Here is a 15,940-nt window from a genome sequence, read left to right as displayed (position 1 = left end):
CTCCTGATGACGTGCGGAAGGCCCAGGCGCTCGGCAGACGTCCTGATGACGGGACCGCTTCCCGATGGTTGTCCATCCCCACGCGCCAGTCACGGCCCACGCCGATCCTACCCGGTCGGCTGGTACCCGGTCGTCGAGAGGCCGGGCCGCGCCGGCCCGCCTTCCGCGCGGTTCCCGCGCCGGGGGCCGCTCCCGTAGGATCGACTGGTGGTGGGGGAGGACGACGGGGCGCTGCTCGCGATCAGCGACCTGCATGTGACGTACGCGGAGAACCGGGCGATCGTCGAGGGCCTGCGCCCCCGTTCGCCAGCCGACTGGCTGCTGGTCGCCGGCGACGTGGGCGACACCGTGGCCGACATCGAGTGGGCGCTCGGCCTGCTCAGCGAGCGCTTCGCCAAGGTGGTCTGGGCACCCGGCAACCACGAGCTGTGGACCCCGTCGAGCGACCCGGTCACGCTGCGCGGGGTTGCCCGCTACCGGCACCTGGTAGACGTCTGCCGGAGCCTGGGCGTGGTCACCCCGGAGGACCCGTACCCGGTGTGGCGAGGGCGCGGCGGGCCGGCGCTGGTCGCGCCGCTGTTCCTGCTCTACGACTACAGCTGGCGGCCCGAGGGGCTGGCCACCCGCGAGGCGGCCCTGGCCGAGGCGTACGCCACGGGCATCGTCTGCACCGACGAATACTTCCTGCACCCCGACCCGTACCCGAGCCGACAGGACTGGTGCGCGGCCCGGCTCGCCGAGACGGCCGAGCGGCTCGACGCCCGCGACCCGGCGCTGCCGACGGTGCTGGTCAGCCACTGGCCGCTGGTGCGCGAGCCGACCCGGATCCTGCGCTACCCGATCTTCGCCCAGTGGTGCGGCACCGACGCCACCGCCGACTGGCATGTGCGCTACGGCGCCGTCGCGGCCGTCTACGGCCACCTGCACATCCCCCGCACGACGTGGCACGACGGGGTGCGCTTCGAGGAGGTGTCGGTCGGCTACCCCCGGGAGTGGCGACGCCGCGCCGTCCCACCGGGCCAGCTCCGTCAGATCCTCCCGCCATCCCCCAGCTGACGCCCGGCCCTGCCGCCTGGCTCCGGACCTTGGACAGTTGTCGTCACCGATGACGGCGGCCTGCAGTGCCCGCACTGCGGACGCCTCGACCAGGGGATCGATCCCGACACCGGCCAGGTCTCGTCGCAGTGGCAGCGGTTCCACTCGGCGGCCAAGGGCTGGACGAACGGTGGCCCCGCCGGGGCGGCGTGCGCCTACTGCGGTCTGCCCGTCGCCCTCAACGACTGGCAATGGGAATCCGAGCCGTGGGCGGTCGGGGCGGTGGGCTTCACGTTCTGGAACTGCCCGCCCCTGCTGCCCGCCTTCGTCGCCGAGGTCGCACGGCGACTCGGCCACCCCGTGCGGCTCGTCGGCGGCAAGTTCTGACCCAGAAACCGACCCGGTGAACGCGCCGGGCGCATCCCGGGAAGCCGGTGGGGTCCGACGCGCGCCGGACCCCACCGGTTCCTCGATGCTCCTATAGATGCCAAGCTGCGAGTTCAAGATCTTTTGAGGTGATGAGCTGGTAGAGCTCGCGGGCGACGTAGCGTTTGAGGCAGCGGATGATCTCCTTCTTGGACTGGCCTTCCTTGGTGCGTCGTTGCATGTAGTCGCGGGTGCGGGGGTCCCAGCGCAGCCGCACGAGCACGACGCGGTAGAGGGCGGCGTTGGCCTGCCGGTCGCCGCCGCGGTTGAGGCGGTGGCGGGTGGTTTTGCCGGAGCTGGCGGGGATCGGGGCGACGCCGCAGAGCATGGCGAACGCCGTTTTGGAGGTGAGCCGGTCGTGGTTCTCGCCTGCGGTGACCAGGAGTTGGCCGGCGACGTCGGGGCCGACGCCGTGGGCGGCGAGCAGGCTCCTATTAGGTCACAACGCCACGTCCGGTGAGTGCATGAGCACCTCCCGACCGAGGCCGACAAATCGAGTTAAGGACCCGAAGTCAGTCAGGCGGTGGGTCAGACCCGGCGGGAGGTGCTCACGAACATCATCTCTGTCAGGCGGTCACTTGACCGCGTTGTACGCGTTGACGGTGCCCGCGCCGTAGAACCCGTTGCGGGCCCCGCCGGAGCAGGTCGCGTCGTACGCGTGCGGGCCCGTCGGGATCAGCGGGACCGGGTTGTACACGCCCGCCGGGCAGGACCGCGCCTCGGCGGTGCGCTCCAGGAACGACGCGAGCTGTCCCGGTGTCATACCCGGGTGGGCCGACAGGGCCAGGGCGGCGACCCCGGTCGCGTGCGGACCGGACATCGACGTCCCCTGCTTGTAACCCCACCCGTTGGTGCGGGTGGCGGTGTTGAAGGTGGTGGACAGGATCGCGTCGGTGCGCTCCGACCGGTAACCCCGGCCCGCGCCCGCCGATCGGCGGGCGGCCCAGCCGGAGCATTGCCGTGCGGCCTACTTCAGTAGCCCGGCCAGGCGGGGACGGAGGCGGTCGGTGAGGGTGCCGACGTAGGTCGCGGTGAGGTGGTTCTGGTCGCGGTAGACGAGGACCCCGCCGATGACCGGGGCACACGGGTCCGCCGGGCAGATGGCGTCGTTGAGGTCGACCAGGTGCACGTCGTCCTGCCCGCCGGCCGTCTTCTGCTGCGTCGCGCCGGCCCCCTTGCCCAGCGCGTAGTCGCGCGACGACGCGCACCTGGTCAGCTTCCTCAGGTTGGTCGAGACGCACTCCGGGACGTTCGTCTCCTGGTACGGGTTGTCGCGGAGCACGACGACGGGAACTTGCGCCCGGGTCATCTCCCGCCAGGTGGAGCGGAAGGCATCGATCACGACCGTCCCGGCCCGGTCTCTCGGCACGTCGTCGGGTGGGGGGAGGTATTCGGCGTTGCTCACCACGAGCAGGCTCGGCTTACCGGAGCCCGTGAGCGCGGCGCGGACGCTGCGGTTCCAGGTGGTGCAGGCGACGTTGGTGGCACCTCGACGGGCCACGTCGATGTTGATGTACGGGCAGGCCGACATCGTGTACGACAACAGCCGCCAGCCCTCGGCGAGCGCGATGAGGCGCAGGGCCGGCAGCCACTGCTCGGCATGCGAGTCTCCGGCCAGGACGACCGTGACCGGCGAGTCCTTGTCGCCGTATTCGCAGGGCACCGCCTCGTCGTCACGCTGCGTCGGCCGGCAGAAGCCCGGTAGCCATTCCGGACCGTCCTTCAGGGCGAACATGGGGTCGGGGACGATCGACGCGACGCGGTCGACCGCCCTGCCGTCGGGGTCACCGGCCGGCGGATCGCCGAGGACGGCGGCCCCGGGCGGGCCGGCCGGGGCGGCGGTGGCGCTCGCCCCCGCCAGAGGAGGCAGGGCCACGGGGGTCGGCGGCGCCTGCCGGGGCGGCCATACCGTGAGCTGGAAGAGCAGGCCGGCGGCGACGGCGGCACCCGTGCAGAGGGCGCCGACGCGCAGGGCGGCGGCCGGTTCCCAGCGCAGGGCCTCGGACCTCCGGATCGGGTTCTCCACGAACCGGTACGTGAGCACGGCCGGCACGGTGGACAGCGCCACCACGCCCAGGCCCGCCGACGTGCTCAGCTCACCGAAGCGCGCCTCGGCGGCGACCAGTAGCGGCCAGTGCCACAGGTAGAGCGAGTAGGACAACGCGCCGACTGCCCGGATCGGCCGCCACCCGAGCGCGCCGGCGGGGCCGCCCCGGCCAGCGGCCTGCGCGCCCGCGATCACGGCCGCGGTGCCGACCGTCGGCAGCAGCGCCTGGTAGCCGGGGAAGGCCCGGTCGGGGTCGACGAGGAAGGCGGACGCGGCCACCATGGCCAGCCCGGCCCAGGCGAGCGCGGCGGCCACCGGACGGGGCAGCCGGTGCCATCGGGTGCCGGCGATGGCGACGGCCCCGCCGAGGGCGAGTTCCCACAAGCGGGTGGTGGTGACGAAGTACGCCGGCCCGGGATCAGTCTGGCTCTGGTGGACCGACCAGGCGAACGAGGGCAGGGCGACGAGGGCGAAGCCGACCATCAGGGCGCCCCGGCGCAGTCGGCGACGCCCGGCGACGACGGTGAGGCCGAGCAGGAGCAGCGGCCACACGAGGTAGAACTGTTCCTCGACGCCGAGGGACCAGAAGTGCTGGACGATGCTGGGCGCCGCGTCGGCCGCCCAGTAGTCGGTGGCCTGGACGGCGAGCCGCCAGTTCAGCCCGTAGACCGCGCTGGTCACCACGTCCCAGGCGGTGTCCGCCCAGCGGGTGCGGGGCAGCAGGAGCCAGGTGAGCAGCAGGCTGGCCACCAGCACGACGGCCGCGGCGGGCAGCAGGCGCTTGGCCCGGCGGGCGTAGAAGCCGGCCAGTCCGATGCGCCCGGTGCGTTCGAGTTCGGCGACGAGCAGGCCGGTGATGAGGAACCCGGAGATGACGAAGAAGACGTCGACGCCGGCGAAGCCGCCCGGTACGAGGTCGCGCCCGGCGTGGCCGACGAGGACCATGACCACGGCGAGGGCCCGCAATCCCTCGATATCCCCCCGGAAGGTCGACCGGGCGGATCCTTCCGGCGTGACTGGCAAGCGCATCCCGTGCCCCGTTCCACCTAGTATTGCTCGGTTCGCGAGGTGTACAACGGGGTGGGGCGACAGAGGTTATCCCCGCCTGGGCTCGCGGGCTCACCGGCGCGTACGGCCGGGCCGGGCGGGTAAGCGCAGGGCCGCACCGTAGCCGAGACACGGGGAGGTTGGCCGTGGCCACGATGGTCAGGGAGATCAGCAGTCCGGTGAAGGACAAGAACTACGACCTGATCCACGCACTGCAGATGTCGCTGGAGCACGTCTACCGGATGGAGACGTACATCTCCGACGCCGAGGAGCGCGGCGACAAGGAGCTCGCCACCTGGTTCCGCAAGATCCAGGAGAGCAACCGCAAGGCGGGTGAGCAGGCCAAGCAGATGCTGATGGACCGGCTTCAGCGCGAGAACGGCTGAGTCGGCTGAGTTGGCCGGGTGGGCGGGTGTCCACCCGGCCGACGCGCACCCGCGGACCGGGGCAGCGCCGTGCCCGTACGCCCGGCAGAATGTCACCCGCGCCGTCGGTGGCCCCGGCGGCGCGGGTGTCGACGGGCGCCGGCCGCCGGCCGGCCGAAAGGGGTGCGCGGCGATGACGGTGGTCAGGGGTCTGCGCGAGGCGCTCGTGCTGTTCGTCGTCGCGCTGGTGGCGGTCGCCGCCGCCGCGGGCGTGTGGACGGCGGTCAGCGGCGGCGACTTCGTCTTCCGGCTCGGCGTCGCGCTCATCGTCGTCGGCACCCTGCTCGGGCTGACCGGCGACCTGACCCTGAGCCGGATCGGCATGCTGCCCGCCCGGGCGGCCTTCGGGTTGGCCCCCGAGCGGGAGGACGCAGGGGGTGGGCGGGTGCTCACCGGGGTCGGCATCTTCCTGTTCGTGTCGCTGCCGCTGATGGCCGTCGGGGTGGCGCTGCTGTCCTGACCCGGCCCGGGCGGGCCGCTCGGCACGGAGCTAGGCTGATCGGACATCCGCGACAGCCGAGGAGTTTTCGTGTCAGAGTCCGGCGACGTCGGGGTCCGCGGCGGCGAGCGGGTCGAGCCCATCGACACCTCGGTGGCGCACAACGCCCGGGTGTGGAACCACTGGCTTGGCGGCAAGGACAACTTCGAGCCGGACCGCCGGGTCGGCGAGCACGTCCGCGCGATGTTCCCGGTCATCGGGGAGGTCGCCCGCGCCGACCGGCGCTTCCTCGCCCGCGCGGTGCGGCACCTGGCCGGCGAGGCGGGCGTGCGGCAGTTCCTCGACATCGGCACCGGCCTGCCGAGCGCCGACAACACCCACCAGGTCGCGCAGTCCGTCGCCCCCGACGCGCGGATCGTCTACGTCGACAACGACCCGATGGTGCTCGTGCACGCGCGCGCCCTGCTGACCAGTTCCGCGGAGGGAGCCACGGACTACGTCGAGGCGGACGTCCACGACCCGGCGTCGATCCTGGCCGCCGCCGCCCGGACGCTGGACCTCGACCGGCCGGTGGCCGTGATGATGCTGGGCATCCTCAACTTCGTGCTCGACACCGACGAGGCCGTGGCGATAGTCCGCCGGCTGCTGGACGCTATGCCCCGCGGCAGCTACCTGGCGCTCACCCATCCCACCGTCGAGCTGGGCGGCGAGGCGAACGTGGCCGCGATGGAGTTCTGGAACGCCAACGCCGCACCGCCGATCCGCGCGCGCACCGGGGCGGAGATCGCCCGGTTCCTCGACGGCCTGGAGCTGGTGGAGCCGGGCCTGGTGTCGTGCGCGCGGTGGCGTCCGGCCGACGGCGAGGAGGCGACCGTCGTCCCGCAGTACGGCTGCGTGGCCCGCAAGCCCTGACCGCCGCCGGGCCGACCGCGCAGACTTTCCCGCGCCCGTCCTGCGGCCCCACGCCCGCCTGCGGCGCTCACTCCCAGGGGCTGCGGGTGCCCTCGAACTCCTCGAAGACCAGCCAGCTGCGGGTGGACAGCACCCCGGCGATGCCCTGCACCCGGTCCAGCACGACGTCCCGCAAGGTGGCGTTGTCCGGCGCCCGGACCAGGGCCAGCACGTCGTGCTCGCCGCTGAGCAGCGCGACGTGCTCGACGTAGCGCACCCGGGCCAGCTCCGCGGACACCTCCCGCCAGGTGTTCTGCTGGATGGTCAGCGCGATGTACGCCGACGTGCCCAGCCCGGCCGGCTCCGGCGCGACCCGGGCCCGGAAGCCGGTGATCACGCCGTCGCGCAGCAGCCGCTCCACCCGCGCGTACGCGTTGGTGCGGGAGACGTGCACCCGTTCGGCGAGGGTGCGGATGGAGATTCGCCCATCGCGGACCAGCTCGTCGAGGATGCGCCGGTCCACCTCGTCGAGCGGCCCGGCCGAACGTCCCGTACCGCCCGCCATGCCCGGCTCCCTGTTGGTCTCCTGGCTCACCTTGGACCCCTTCCCGTGCCGTTCGTCCCGCGTTCATCGGGCATGTTGAGTCAATCATCCAACGGCAGGACCATAGGCCCACCACAAGTCCAGGAGGTCCCCGCCGTGACGACCACACCCCAGGCGGTCCGCAGGGCATCCCCGCGCACGCGCCCGCCGGCCAAGAAGCCCACCAAGGCACCCGCCCGCGAGCAGGCGACGACCGACCCGTCCGCCGCCCTGCTGCCGCAGACCGAGCCGGTGCGGCTGCTCGACCCCGACGGCACCGCCCGGCCGGCCCGCGCCGACTATCCCGAGCCGCCCGTCGAGGCACTGCGCGAGATGTACCGCCGCATGGTCGTCGGCCGCCGCTTCGACACCCAGGCCACCGCCCTGACCAAGCAGGGCCGGCTCGCCGTCTACCCGTCCTCGCGCGGCCAGGAGGCCTGCCAGGTCGGCGCGGTGCTCGCCGTCCGGGACACCGACTGGGTCTTCCCGACCTACCGCGAGTCGATGGCGCTGGTCTCCCGGGGCATCGACCCCGTCGAGGTGCTCACCCTGCTGCGCGGCGACTGGCACTGCGGGTACGACCCCACGCGGGTGCACACCGCCCCGCAGTGCACCCCCCTGGCCACCCAGTGCGTGCACGCCGCCGGTCTCGCCTACGGGGAGGCCCACCAGGGCCGCGACACCGTGGCGCTGGCCTTCATCGGCGACGGCGCAACCAGCGAGGGCGACTTCCACGAGGGCGTCAACTTCGCCGCCGTGTTCCGGGCCCCCGTCGTGTTCTTCGTGCAGAACAACAAGTACGCCATCAGCGTCCCGCTGTCGCGGCAGACGGCCGCCCCGTCACTGGCGTACAAGGGCGTGGGGTACGGCGTGCCCAGCGAACAGGTCGACGGCAACGACCCCGTCGCCGTGCTCGCCGTGCTCACCCGCGCGGTCGCGCACGCCCGCGCCGGCAACGGCCCGTACCTGGTCGAGGCGCACACGTACCGGATGGAACCGCACACCAACGCCGACGACGCCACCCGCTACCGCGACGGCGCCGAGGTCGACACCTGGCGCGACCGCGACCCGGTCGCCCGGCTGGAGACGTACCTGCGTGCGCACGGTGCGCTCGACGACGCGGCGGTCGCCGCGATCGCCGCGCAGGCCGAGGCGTACGCCGCCGACCTGCGCGAGCGGATGCACGTCCAGCCCGAGGTCGACCCGCTGAGCCTCTTCGAGCACGTCTACGCCACGCCGACCCCGCAGCTGGTCGAGCAGCGCGAGCAGGTCCGCGCCGAGCTGGCCGCCGCCCGCGAGAGCGACGGTGAGGACTGATGGCGGCGACCACCATGGCGAAGGCGCTCAACGCCGCGCTCGCCGACGCGCTGGCCGACGACGAGCGGGTGCTGGTCTTCGGCGAGGACGTCGGCAAGCTCGGCGGCGTCTTCCGGATCACCGACGGCCTCCAGGCCCGGTTCGGCGAGAAGCGCTGCTTCGACACCCCGCTCGCCGAGGCCGGCATCGTCGGCTTCGCCGTCGGCCTGGCCATGTCCGGGCTGCGGCCGGTGGTGGAGATGCAGTTCGACGCGTTCGCGTACCCGGCGTTCGAGCAGATCGCCTCGCACGTGGCGAAGCTGCGCAACCGCACCCGGGGCGCGCTCGGCGTGCCCATGGTCATCCGGGTGCCGTACGCGGGCGGCATCGGCGGCGTCGAGCACCACTGCGACTCGTCCGAGGCCTACTACGCGCACACCCCGGGCCTGAAGGTCGTCACCCCGGCAACGGTCGCCGACGCGTACTCGCTGCTGCGCGAGGCCATCGCGGACCCGGACCCGGTCGTGTTCCTGGAGCCGAAGAAGCTCTACTTCTCCAGCGCCGAGGCGGACCTGCCGGCGGCCACCGAGCCGTTCGGCCGGGCCGTCGTGCGCCGGCCGGGCGCCGACGCCACCCTGATCGCGTACGGGCCGGCGGTGCCGGTCGCCCTCGACGCCGCCGAGGCCGCCCGCGAGGAGGGCTGGGACCTGGAGGTGGTGGACGTGCGCACCATCGTCCCGCTCGACGACGCCACGATCGCCGCGTCGGTGCGCCGCACCGGCCGGTGCGTGGTGATCTCCGAGGCGCAGGGCTTCGCCGGGGTCGGCGCGGAGATCGCCGCCCGGGTGCAGGAACGCTGCTTCCACGCCCTGCACGCCCCGGTGCTGCGGGTGTCCGGGCTGGACATCCCGTACCCCGCGCCGATGCTGGAGCACACCCACCTGCCCGGCGTGGACCGGGTGCTCGACACGGTGGCCCGGCTTCAGTGGGACGACCGGCCCGACGCGCGCTGGCTGCCGCAGGGGAGTGCGGCATGAGCGAGCGGGTGTTCCTCCTGCCGGACCTGGGCGAGGGGCTGGGCGAGGCGGAGATCGTGCAGTGGCGGGTCGCCGTCGGCGACACCGTGACGGTGGACCAGAGCGTGGTGGAGGTGGAGACCGCGAAGGCCGTCGTCGACGTGCCCTGCCCGTACGCCGGGCGGGTCGTCGCCCTGCACGGCGCGGCGGGCGAGACGCGCCCGGTCGGCCAGCCCCTGATCACCATCGCGCCCACCGACGGCGGTGCCGGTGTCGGCGGCGAGACCGTCGGGCACGCCACCTACCGGGAGGAGGAGCGCGCCGGCAGCGGCAACGTCCTCATCGGGTACGGCACCGGCCACGGCGCGGCGGGTCGGCGGCGTCGCCGACCCCGGCTCGCGGTCGCCCCCGAGCCGCCGGCCCCCGCCCCCGCCCCCGCGCCCGCGGCGGAGGCTTCCGGACCGGCGGTGGTCCCCGGGGGCGGGGTCGCCCTGGTGATCTCCCCGATCGTCCGGCGGCTGGCCCGGGAACACGGCATCGACCCGGCCACCCTGCGCGGCACCGGTCCGGGTGGGGTGGTGCGCCGGGCCGACGTGGAGGCGGCCCTCGCCGGTGCGGCCCCGTCTCCCCGGCTCGCCCCGGTGCCCGACCGCCCCGGGTCGACCACGGCCGGCGGGCCGGTCACGGCGGGACGGGTCGCCGTGCCGGCGGGCGAGGAGGACCTGGTGGTCCCGCTCACCGGCGTCCGCAAGGTGATCGCCGACAAGCTCTCCCGCAGCCGGCGGGAGATCCCCGAGGTGACCATCTGGGTCGACGCGGACGCCACCGCCCTGGTGGAGACCCGCCGGGCGATCAACGCCGCGACCCCGGACGCGCCGGTGAGCCTGCTGGCCCTGCTGGCCCGGATCTGCCTCAGCGGGCTGCGGCGGTTCCCGCAGCTCAACGCGCGCGTCGACACCGAGGGGCAGCGGATCATCCAGTCCCGGGGGGTGCACCTGGGCATCGCCGCGCAGACCGACCGGGGCCTGGTCGTCCCGGTGCTGCGCGACGCGCAGCTGCTCACCACCCGGGAGTTGGCCGTGGCGCTGGCCGAGACCACCGTCGCCGCCCGGGCCGGCACCCTGCCGCCGGCCCGCCTCACCGGTGGCACGTTCACCCTCAACAACTATGGCGTGTTCGGCGTCGACGGCTCCACCCCGATCATCAACCACCCCGAGGCGGCGTTGCTCGGCGTGGGGCGGATCGTGGACAAGCCGTGGGTCGTCGACGGGCAGCTCGCGGTGCGCAAGGTGACGCAGCTCAGCCTCACCTTCGACCACCGGGTCTGCGACGGCGGGGTCGCCGGCGGCTTCCTGCGGCACGTCGCGGACTGCGTGGAGCAGCCCGCCCTGCTGGTCGCCAACATGTGAGCCGGTCCCGGCGGCGCAACCCGCCCGCCGGGACCGGAAACGTCCGTCTCCAGTTCGGCCCACGCCCCTGTCGTCCCCTTTCGCGCGCCGCCGGCCGAATGCGCCGGGAAATGTGTTCCCGGCCCGGATCTCCGCTAATTCTCACGACCATCCCGTCAGGTCGCGCCGATCCGTTTCCCACCCCGTTTCTCCCCGCCGTGGCCGGGAAATCGGCGCCGACGACGACCACCCGGTCGCCCGCCCGCGACCACACCCGGTCGCCCGCCCGTCCGAGGGGAGAGCGCAGTGCCTTTCCAGGGCCTGCCCGCCGCCGTCCGAGACCGCCGCCCGGCCGTCGCCGGGGCACCGCTGCACTGCGACGCCACGGAGTACGGGCTGCGCGGCGACGGGGTCACCAACGACCAGCCCGCGCTCGCCGCGCTGGTGGACCGGCTCGGCGACGGCTACGCCGCCGACGGGCGGGCCCGCGTCATCTACTGCCCGCCCGGCATCTACTCCATCCGCGACGCGGGCACGGTCTGGCGCAGCGGCGTGTCCCTGATCGGGGCCGGCCCCGGCGCGACCCGGTTCCTGCTCAGCAACGAGGGCAACCGGGCCGACCCGACGCCGCTGGCGTTCTGGACCACCCTCCAGCACGGCGCCGACCGCGACCGGCACATCGCCGACTGCACCTTCGCCGACTTCGAGATCGACGGCTCCGGCGTGGCCATGGCCGAGTACAACTACCTCGCCAAGGGCCTCGGCCTCCAGTACGTGGTGCGCGGCGTCTTCCGCAACCTCTACCTCCACCACACCGCGGCGACCGGCCTGGGCTGCGACTTCCTCCAGGACAGCCTGATCGAGGGGGTGGTGGTCGTCGGCTGCGGCCGGCTGGACAACGGCCAGGAGATGGGCGGCGCCGGGATCGGCGTCGGCATCGGCGGCTGGGGCACCGTGGAGCGGCTCACCATCGCCAACTGCACCGCCCTGGGCAACGGCACCAACGGCATCTTCCTGGAGTTGCAGAAGGCCGCCTGGGCGCCGCCGCGCGGCTATCGGATCATCGGCTGCCACAGCCAGGGCAACCGGTTCGGCATCTCCGACTGGGGCGCGGACGGGCTGATCGTCTCCGCGTGCACCATGACCGGCAACCTGGAGGCCGGCTTCGACGTCTCCGCCGAGGGGACCTCCGGGGTCGCCGGCCGGGGTGGCCTGCTGGCCGACTGCGTCATCGACGGCAACGTCCGCGACGGCATCAGCATGGGCAACACCCCGGGCCCGTACACGGTCCGCGGCAACCGGATCAGCGGCAACGGGGCGTACGGCTACCACGAGCACGACCTGGGGCACGGCTACCGGGGCGCGGCCACGGACGTGGTGATCGACAGCAACGACTTCTGGGGCAACGGCCTGGATGCCATCCGGATCGACCGGCCGATGGTCGACGCGGTCCTGCTCAACAACCGCATCCGCAACAACGGCCGGCAGTGCTCCGGCGCGCACACCGGGGGCGGCGAGTCGGTCCGCTACAACGAGCGGTCGCTGGTCGACCGGACGGCGGGCTGGCAGCACGACGGGCACCGGGGCAAGGTGCTGCGGGTCGGCAAACGGGTCGCCCTGGTCGCCGCCAACGACGACACCGGGCTCACCCTCGCCCCGGTGCGCCCGGACGCGTACACCAGCTGGAGCGGGGACACCCCGCTGCCCGGGACGGCGTACGAGCTGCCGGCGGCACCACGCTGCCGGGCCGGGATCACGGTCAATGCGCACTTCGACTCGGCCACCGTCCGGGGCAACCGGATCTGGGACAACCACGACGAACGCACCCAGACGCACGGACTCTGGATCACCGAGCGGGGCAGCTGCGTGGCCTGCCGCGTCGAGGACAACGACCTGGCCGGCAACGCGGTGGCCGCCACCCGCCTGGACACCCCGCCGGTGGGCGGCCGGTGGGACCGCAACCACGGCGACCAGGACTGGGACTGACGGCGGAGGGCGAAACCGGTCGCCCGGGGTGGACCTTCCGATCGGTGACACCCGGGGCGTCGGAGTGCGCCGCACAATCTTCGGCCCGCCGTCGCCGAAACTGTCGACAATGGCGCCGCGCCTTTTCCGGAAACTGCACCGGACCTCCCGGGACGCCGTACAGAATGTGGCCAAAGGGGAGCGGAAAAGGGGTGCGGAACATGGACGTGAGGCGGCGATTGACGCTATTGGCGGTAACCATCGCAGCCACACCACTGGTCCTCGGCGGATGCACCGCCGAGGGGAAGAAGGCTGCCGAGCGGGCCGCGCGGGCGGCACCCCCGCCGACGGTCGAGCTGACGCCCGCCGACCGGGCCCGCGACGTCCCGGTCAGCGCCGAGGTCGGCACCAGCGTGGCCCACGGCAGGGTCACCGGCGTCCGGCTCACCGACGACAAGGGCCGGCAGGTCCCGGGGGAACCCCGGGAGGACGGGACGAGCTGGGTGCCCGGCGCGCCGCTGACCGGCGGGCGGACGTACACCGCCGAGGTGACGGTGACGGGTGACGGCGGGAGGACCGCCACCCGCAGGACGACGTTCACCACCGCGCCGAAGCCGACCAAGCCGGCGATCACCAGCACGCTCTACTTCGCGGGCAGCCAGACGTACGGCACCGCGATGCCCGTGACGGTGTCCTTCGACCCGGGCGTGCCGAAGGAGGCCCGCGCGGCGGTGCAGAAGCGGCTGTTCGTCAGGACCGACCCGCCGCAACCGGGCACCTGGTCCTGGCTGGAGGACGGCAGCCAGGCCTACTACCGGGCGCCCGACTTCTGGCGGCCGGGCACCAGGATCAGCGTCCGCGCGGCGCTGGAAGGGCTGCCGATCGGCAAGGACCTGGTGGGCGACGCCGAGCGCCGGGCCACCTCGACGATCGGCCGGCAGGTCTCCGTCGACATCGACAACGCCACCAAGCAGATGTCGGTCTTCCGCGACGGCAAGCTCGTCCGCCGGATTCCGGTCAGCCTCGGCAAGCCGAGCACGCCCAGCTCCAGCGGCAAGATGGTGATCATGGAGAAGCACGAGCGGACGACGTTCGACACCCGCGGCGAGCCCGACGGCGGCTACGTCGTCGACGTCGACGACGCCCAGCGGCTCACCTGGGGCGGGGAGTTCATCCACTCCGCACCGTGGTCGGAGGGCGACCAGGGCAGCACCAACGTGTCGCACGGCTGCGCCAACGTCTCCGCCGTCTCCGCCGACTGGCTGATGGGAATCACCCAGGTCGGCGACCTCGTCACCGTCACGGGCACCGAGGTGCCGCTGCAGGCCGGCAACGGCTGGACGGCCTGGAACGTCAGCTGGGACGAGTTTGCCAAGGGCAGCGCCCTGCCCGTCCCGGCCGGGCTTCGGCCCAGCCCGCACACCGCGTCGCCGCACCCGGGGGCGGTGGCCGGCGGGGGCTCGCCCGCGCCGGCGCCGTCGGCCAGCGGCGGCTGACCGGCGGGAGGAACGACCGCCGGGTCGGCCGGCCGGGCCACGTGTCGCGTCGGCCGGCCGTCAGCCGAGCGGCACCCGGGCCACGCCGGAGCCGACCAGGGAGCCCAGCCAGAGCCGGTCGCCGTGCTGGCGCACCCCGGTGATCATCCAGTAGGCGCCGCGCGGGCCGTGCAGGGTCCGCAGCACCGCGCCCGCGCCGTCGACCAGCGCGACGAGGCCGTACCGGCGCGGCTGCGGGCGGACCGCGTCGGGCAGCAGCGCCACCAGCTGCCGCAGCCGAGGGTGCGGCAGCAGCCGCTCCACCGCCGGCAGCCGGGGGCTGGGCAGGGCGATCCAGTACGTCCCGTCGCCGACCCCGCAGAGGTTGTCCGGGTAGGCCGGCAGGTCCGCCAGCACGGTGGCCTCCCCGCCGGGCAGGTCGACCCGGAGCAGCCGGTGGGTGGTCGTCTCCACCAGGATCAGCGCGGACTCGTCGGGGGTCAGCGCGACGCCGTTGGGGAAGTAGAGCCCGGCGGTCACCACGTCCGTCCGCCCGGTGCCCGGATCGTAGGCGAGCACCCGCCCGTTGGGCCGGTGCTCCAGCAGGTCGTGCTTCCAGTGGGACAGGGGGAAGCGGTCCGAGCTGTCGGTGAAGTAGATCGTGCCGTCGCGGGCCACGGCGGCGTTGTTGGCCAGGTGCACCGGCGGGACGGTGCCGGTCAGCTCCCGTACCGCCCCGTCGGGGGTGACCCGCAGCAACCCCCGGTACGCGTCGCAGACGACCAGGCTGCCGTCGCGCGGGTCGAGTTCGATGCCGAGCGGCCGGCCCCCGGTCTCCGCCAGCAACCTGCCCGGGGTGCCCGCCGGCGCGTCGACCGCCCACCACCAGAGCCGGCCGTCCTCGTCCCCGCTGATCACCCGGCCGGTGTGGTCGACCACGACGTCCTCGGGTCCGTGCGCGTCATCGGGCAGCGGCAGCAGCTCCACCTCGTCCAGCCGACGGTCGTCGGGCGCCCACAGCCCGGTCAGCGGGGGCGGCACGGTGGCCGGCTCGCGGACGGGACGGATGGGCCGGGGCGCGCGGGGGCGGGGTACCACCATCTGCCCATTCTCACCTGCCGCCTCGCCTGGGAGGCGGCGCTCGGCGGGCGTGTCGGCCGGCCTCGGCAGCGCTTCCCCCGGGCCTCCTGCCAGGGGAGTATCCGGGGCGGCTCAGGGTCAGACCCTGGGTGTACCCGGAGTCACTCCCGGGCAGGGCGGAAATGTCGGTGGGTGGGGCTAGATTCGTGGTCATGGAGCAGCGCAGCGATCGGTTCCACGTGCAGGTCGACGTGGGTGACGACGTCGTGGAGATGCGGGCGACCGGCGAGGTCGACATCGCCACGGTCGGCGTGCTGCGCTCCGCGCTCTGGGCCGCCCCGGCCCGGCCACTGCTGCGGCTCGACCTCTCCGGCGTCCGGCTGCTCTCCGCCGCCGGGGTGCGGGCGCTGGTCGCCGCGCACCGCCGGGCCCGCGTCCGGGGCGGCGAGTTGGTGCTCGTCGACCCGGCCCCGATGGTGGCCCGGGTGCTGCACGTCACCGGCCTGGATCGGGTCATCCCAGTCCGGGCGGGTGCCGCTGCCGCCGCAACCGGGCCGCTCGCCCTCGCGCCGGCCCGCACCGGTACCGCGGCGGCGCCCCCCGTCCCGGCAGTGCCCGTCCCGGCAGTGCCCGCGCCGCTTGCGTTGCCGCCGGGGCTGCTGGTGCCGCTCGTCGCCGAGCGGGGCAGCACGTCCGCGCCGCTGGTGCCGGCCTGACCCGCCCGCCGGCGCCTGCGCCCGCCCCGCGCCGGCGGGGCGGCGGCCTGACCGACGTCGGTGGGGCGGCCTGAGCCGCGTCCGTGCGCCGCTGCCACACCGCATTGCCTG

General features: G+C 74.0%; 13 protein-coding genes, 2 pseudogenes and 1 riboswitch. Of the genes and pseudogenes, 10 read left to right on the top strand and 5 right to left on the bottom strand.

Annotated features, from left to right (window positions below; translation table 11 throughout):
* Positions 1 to 13: 13 nt before the first annotated feature.
* Positions 14 to 103, bottom strand: a riboswitch (ZMP/ZTP riboswitch).
* 101 nt (positions 104 to 204) lie between these two features.
* Complete coding sequence (locus tag ACFT41_RS23140) at positions 205 to 1,056, top strand: metallophosphoesterase family protein (RefSeq protein WP_377588797.1); 852 nt, start codon at positions 205 to 207, stop codon at positions 1,054 to 1,056.
* Positions 1,057 to 1,513: 457 nt separating this feature from the next.
* On the opposite strand, the pseudogene ACFT41_RS23135 reads toward ACFT41_RS23140, so the two are convergent.
* From ACFT41_RS23135 to ACFT41_RS23125, 3 genes and pseudogenes are all read right to left on the bottom strand, one after another.
* Positions 1,514 to 1,858: pseudogene (locus ACFT41_RS23135) on the bottom strand (transposase); the annotation flags it as partial.
* Positions 1,859 to 2,035: 177 nt separating this feature from the next.
* Entirely contained in the window at positions 2,036 to 2,344 is a 309-nt protein-coding gene (locus ACFT41_RS23130; RefSeq protein WP_377613976.1) for a S8 family serine peptidase, read from the bottom strand.
* Positions 2,345 to 2,428: 84 nt separating this feature from the next.
* Positions 2,429 to 4,474, bottom strand: a complete 2,046-nt coding sequence (locus ACFT41_RS23125) for an acyltransferase family protein (RefSeq protein ID WP_377588791.1) — start codon at positions 4,472 to 4,474, stop codon at positions 2,429 to 2,431.
* Between the two features lie 236 nt (positions 4,475 to 4,710).
* Between ACFT41_RS23125 and ACFT41_RS23120 the strand changes: the two genes are divergently transcribed.
* The 3 genes from ACFT41_RS23120 to ACFT41_RS23110 all read left to right on the top strand — a co-directional run bounded on the left by ACFT41_RS23120 (position 4,711) and on the right by ACFT41_RS23110 (position 6,331).
* On the top strand, positions 4,711 to 4,941 hold the full coding sequence (locus ACFT41_RS23120) for a hypothetical protein (protein ID WP_377588799.1): 231 nt from the start codon (positions 4,711 to 4,713) through the stop codon (positions 4,939 to 4,941).
* A gap of 172 nt (positions 4,942 to 5,113) precedes the next feature.
* Positions 5,114 to 5,440: a hypothetical protein gene (locus ACFT41_RS23115; protein ID WP_377588792.1), complete on the top strand. Its 327-nt coding sequence runs from the start codon at positions 5,114 to 5,116 to the stop codon at positions 5,438 to 5,440.
* A 69-nt stretch (positions 5,441 to 5,509) separates the two neighbouring features.
* Complete coding sequence (locus ACFT41_RS23110; RefSeq protein ID WP_377588793.1) at positions 5,510 to 6,331, top strand: SAM-dependent methyltransferase; 822 nt, start codon at positions 5,510 to 5,512, stop codon at positions 6,329 to 6,331.
* Between the two features lie 67 nt (positions 6,332 to 6,398).
* On the opposite strand, the gene ACFT41_RS23105 is transcribed toward ACFT41_RS23110, so the two are convergent.
* A complete protein-coding gene (locus ACFT41_RS23105) occupies positions 6,399 to 6,875 on the bottom strand; it encodes an Lrp/AsnC family transcriptional regulator (RefSeq protein WP_377588800.1) in 477 nt (158 codons plus the stop codon).
* A 102-nt stretch (positions 6,876 to 6,977) separates the two neighbouring features.
* Here ACFT41_RS23105 and pdhA point away from each other — a divergent pair, with 102 nt between their 5' ends.
* From pdhA to ACFT41_RS23080, 5 genes are all read left to right on the top strand, one after another.
* Positions 6,978 to 8,210, top strand: coding sequence for a pyruvate dehydrogenase (acetyl-transferring) E1 component subunit alpha (gene pdhA, locus ACFT41_RS23100; RefSeq protein WP_377588801.1), 1,233 nt, complete (start codon positions 6,978 to 6,980; stop codon positions 8,208 to 8,210).
* Positions 8,210 to 9,226: an alpha-ketoacid dehydrogenase subunit beta gene (locus ACFT41_RS23095; protein WP_377588794.1), complete on the top strand. Its 1,017-nt coding sequence runs from the start codon at positions 8,210 to 8,212 to the stop codon at positions 9,224 to 9,226. Before pdhA ends, ACFT41_RS23095 begins: the two co-directional genes overlap by 1 nt.
* Positions 9,223 to 10,614: a dihydrolipoamide acetyltransferase family protein gene (locus ACFT41_RS23090; protein ID WP_377613975.1), complete on the top strand. Its 1,392-nt coding sequence runs from the start codon at positions 9,223 to 9,225 to the stop codon at positions 10,612 to 10,614. The genes ACFT41_RS23095 and ACFT41_RS23090 overlap by 4 nt, the downstream gene beginning before the upstream one ends.
* Before the next feature lie 285 nt (positions 10,615 to 10,899).
* Complete coding sequence (locus ACFT41_RS23085; protein WP_377590252.1) at positions 10,900 to 12,579, top strand: right-handed parallel beta-helix repeat-containing protein; 1,680 nt, start codon at positions 10,900 to 10,902, stop codon at positions 12,577 to 12,579.
* A gap of 200 nt (positions 12,580 to 12,779) precedes the next feature.
* A complete protein-coding gene (locus ACFT41_RS23080; RefSeq protein ID WP_377590254.1) occupies positions 12,780 to 14,054 on the top strand; it encodes an Ig-like domain-containing protein in 1,275 nt (424 codons plus the stop codon).
* Positions 14,055 to 14,114: 60 nt separating this feature from the next.
* Here the strand turns inward: ACFT41_RS23080 and ACFT41_RS23075 are convergent, their stop codons facing one another.
* Positions 14,115 to 15,134 carry an SMP-30/gluconolactonase/LRE family protein gene (locus ACFT41_RS23075; protein WP_377590256.1) on the bottom strand — a complete coding sequence of 340 codons (1,020 nt, stop codon included), beginning with the start codon at positions 15,132 to 15,134 and terminating at the stop codon, positions 14,115 to 14,117.
* A 191-nt stretch (positions 15,135 to 15,325) separates the two neighbouring features.
* Here ACFT41_RS23075 and ACFT41_RS23070 point away from each other — a divergent pair.
* Positions 15,326 to 15,637, top strand: a pseudogene (locus ACFT41_RS23070) (STAS domain-containing protein); the annotation flags it as partial.
* Between the last annotated feature and the right edge of the window lie 303 nt (positions 15,638 to 15,940).

The organism is Micromonospora sp. NPDC057141 (genome assembly GCF_042670805.1).
GTDB lineage: Bacteria > Actinomycetota > Actinomycetes > Mycobacteriales > Micromonosporaceae > Micromonospora.
This window is presented reverse-complemented; position numbering and strand designations above follow the sequence as displayed.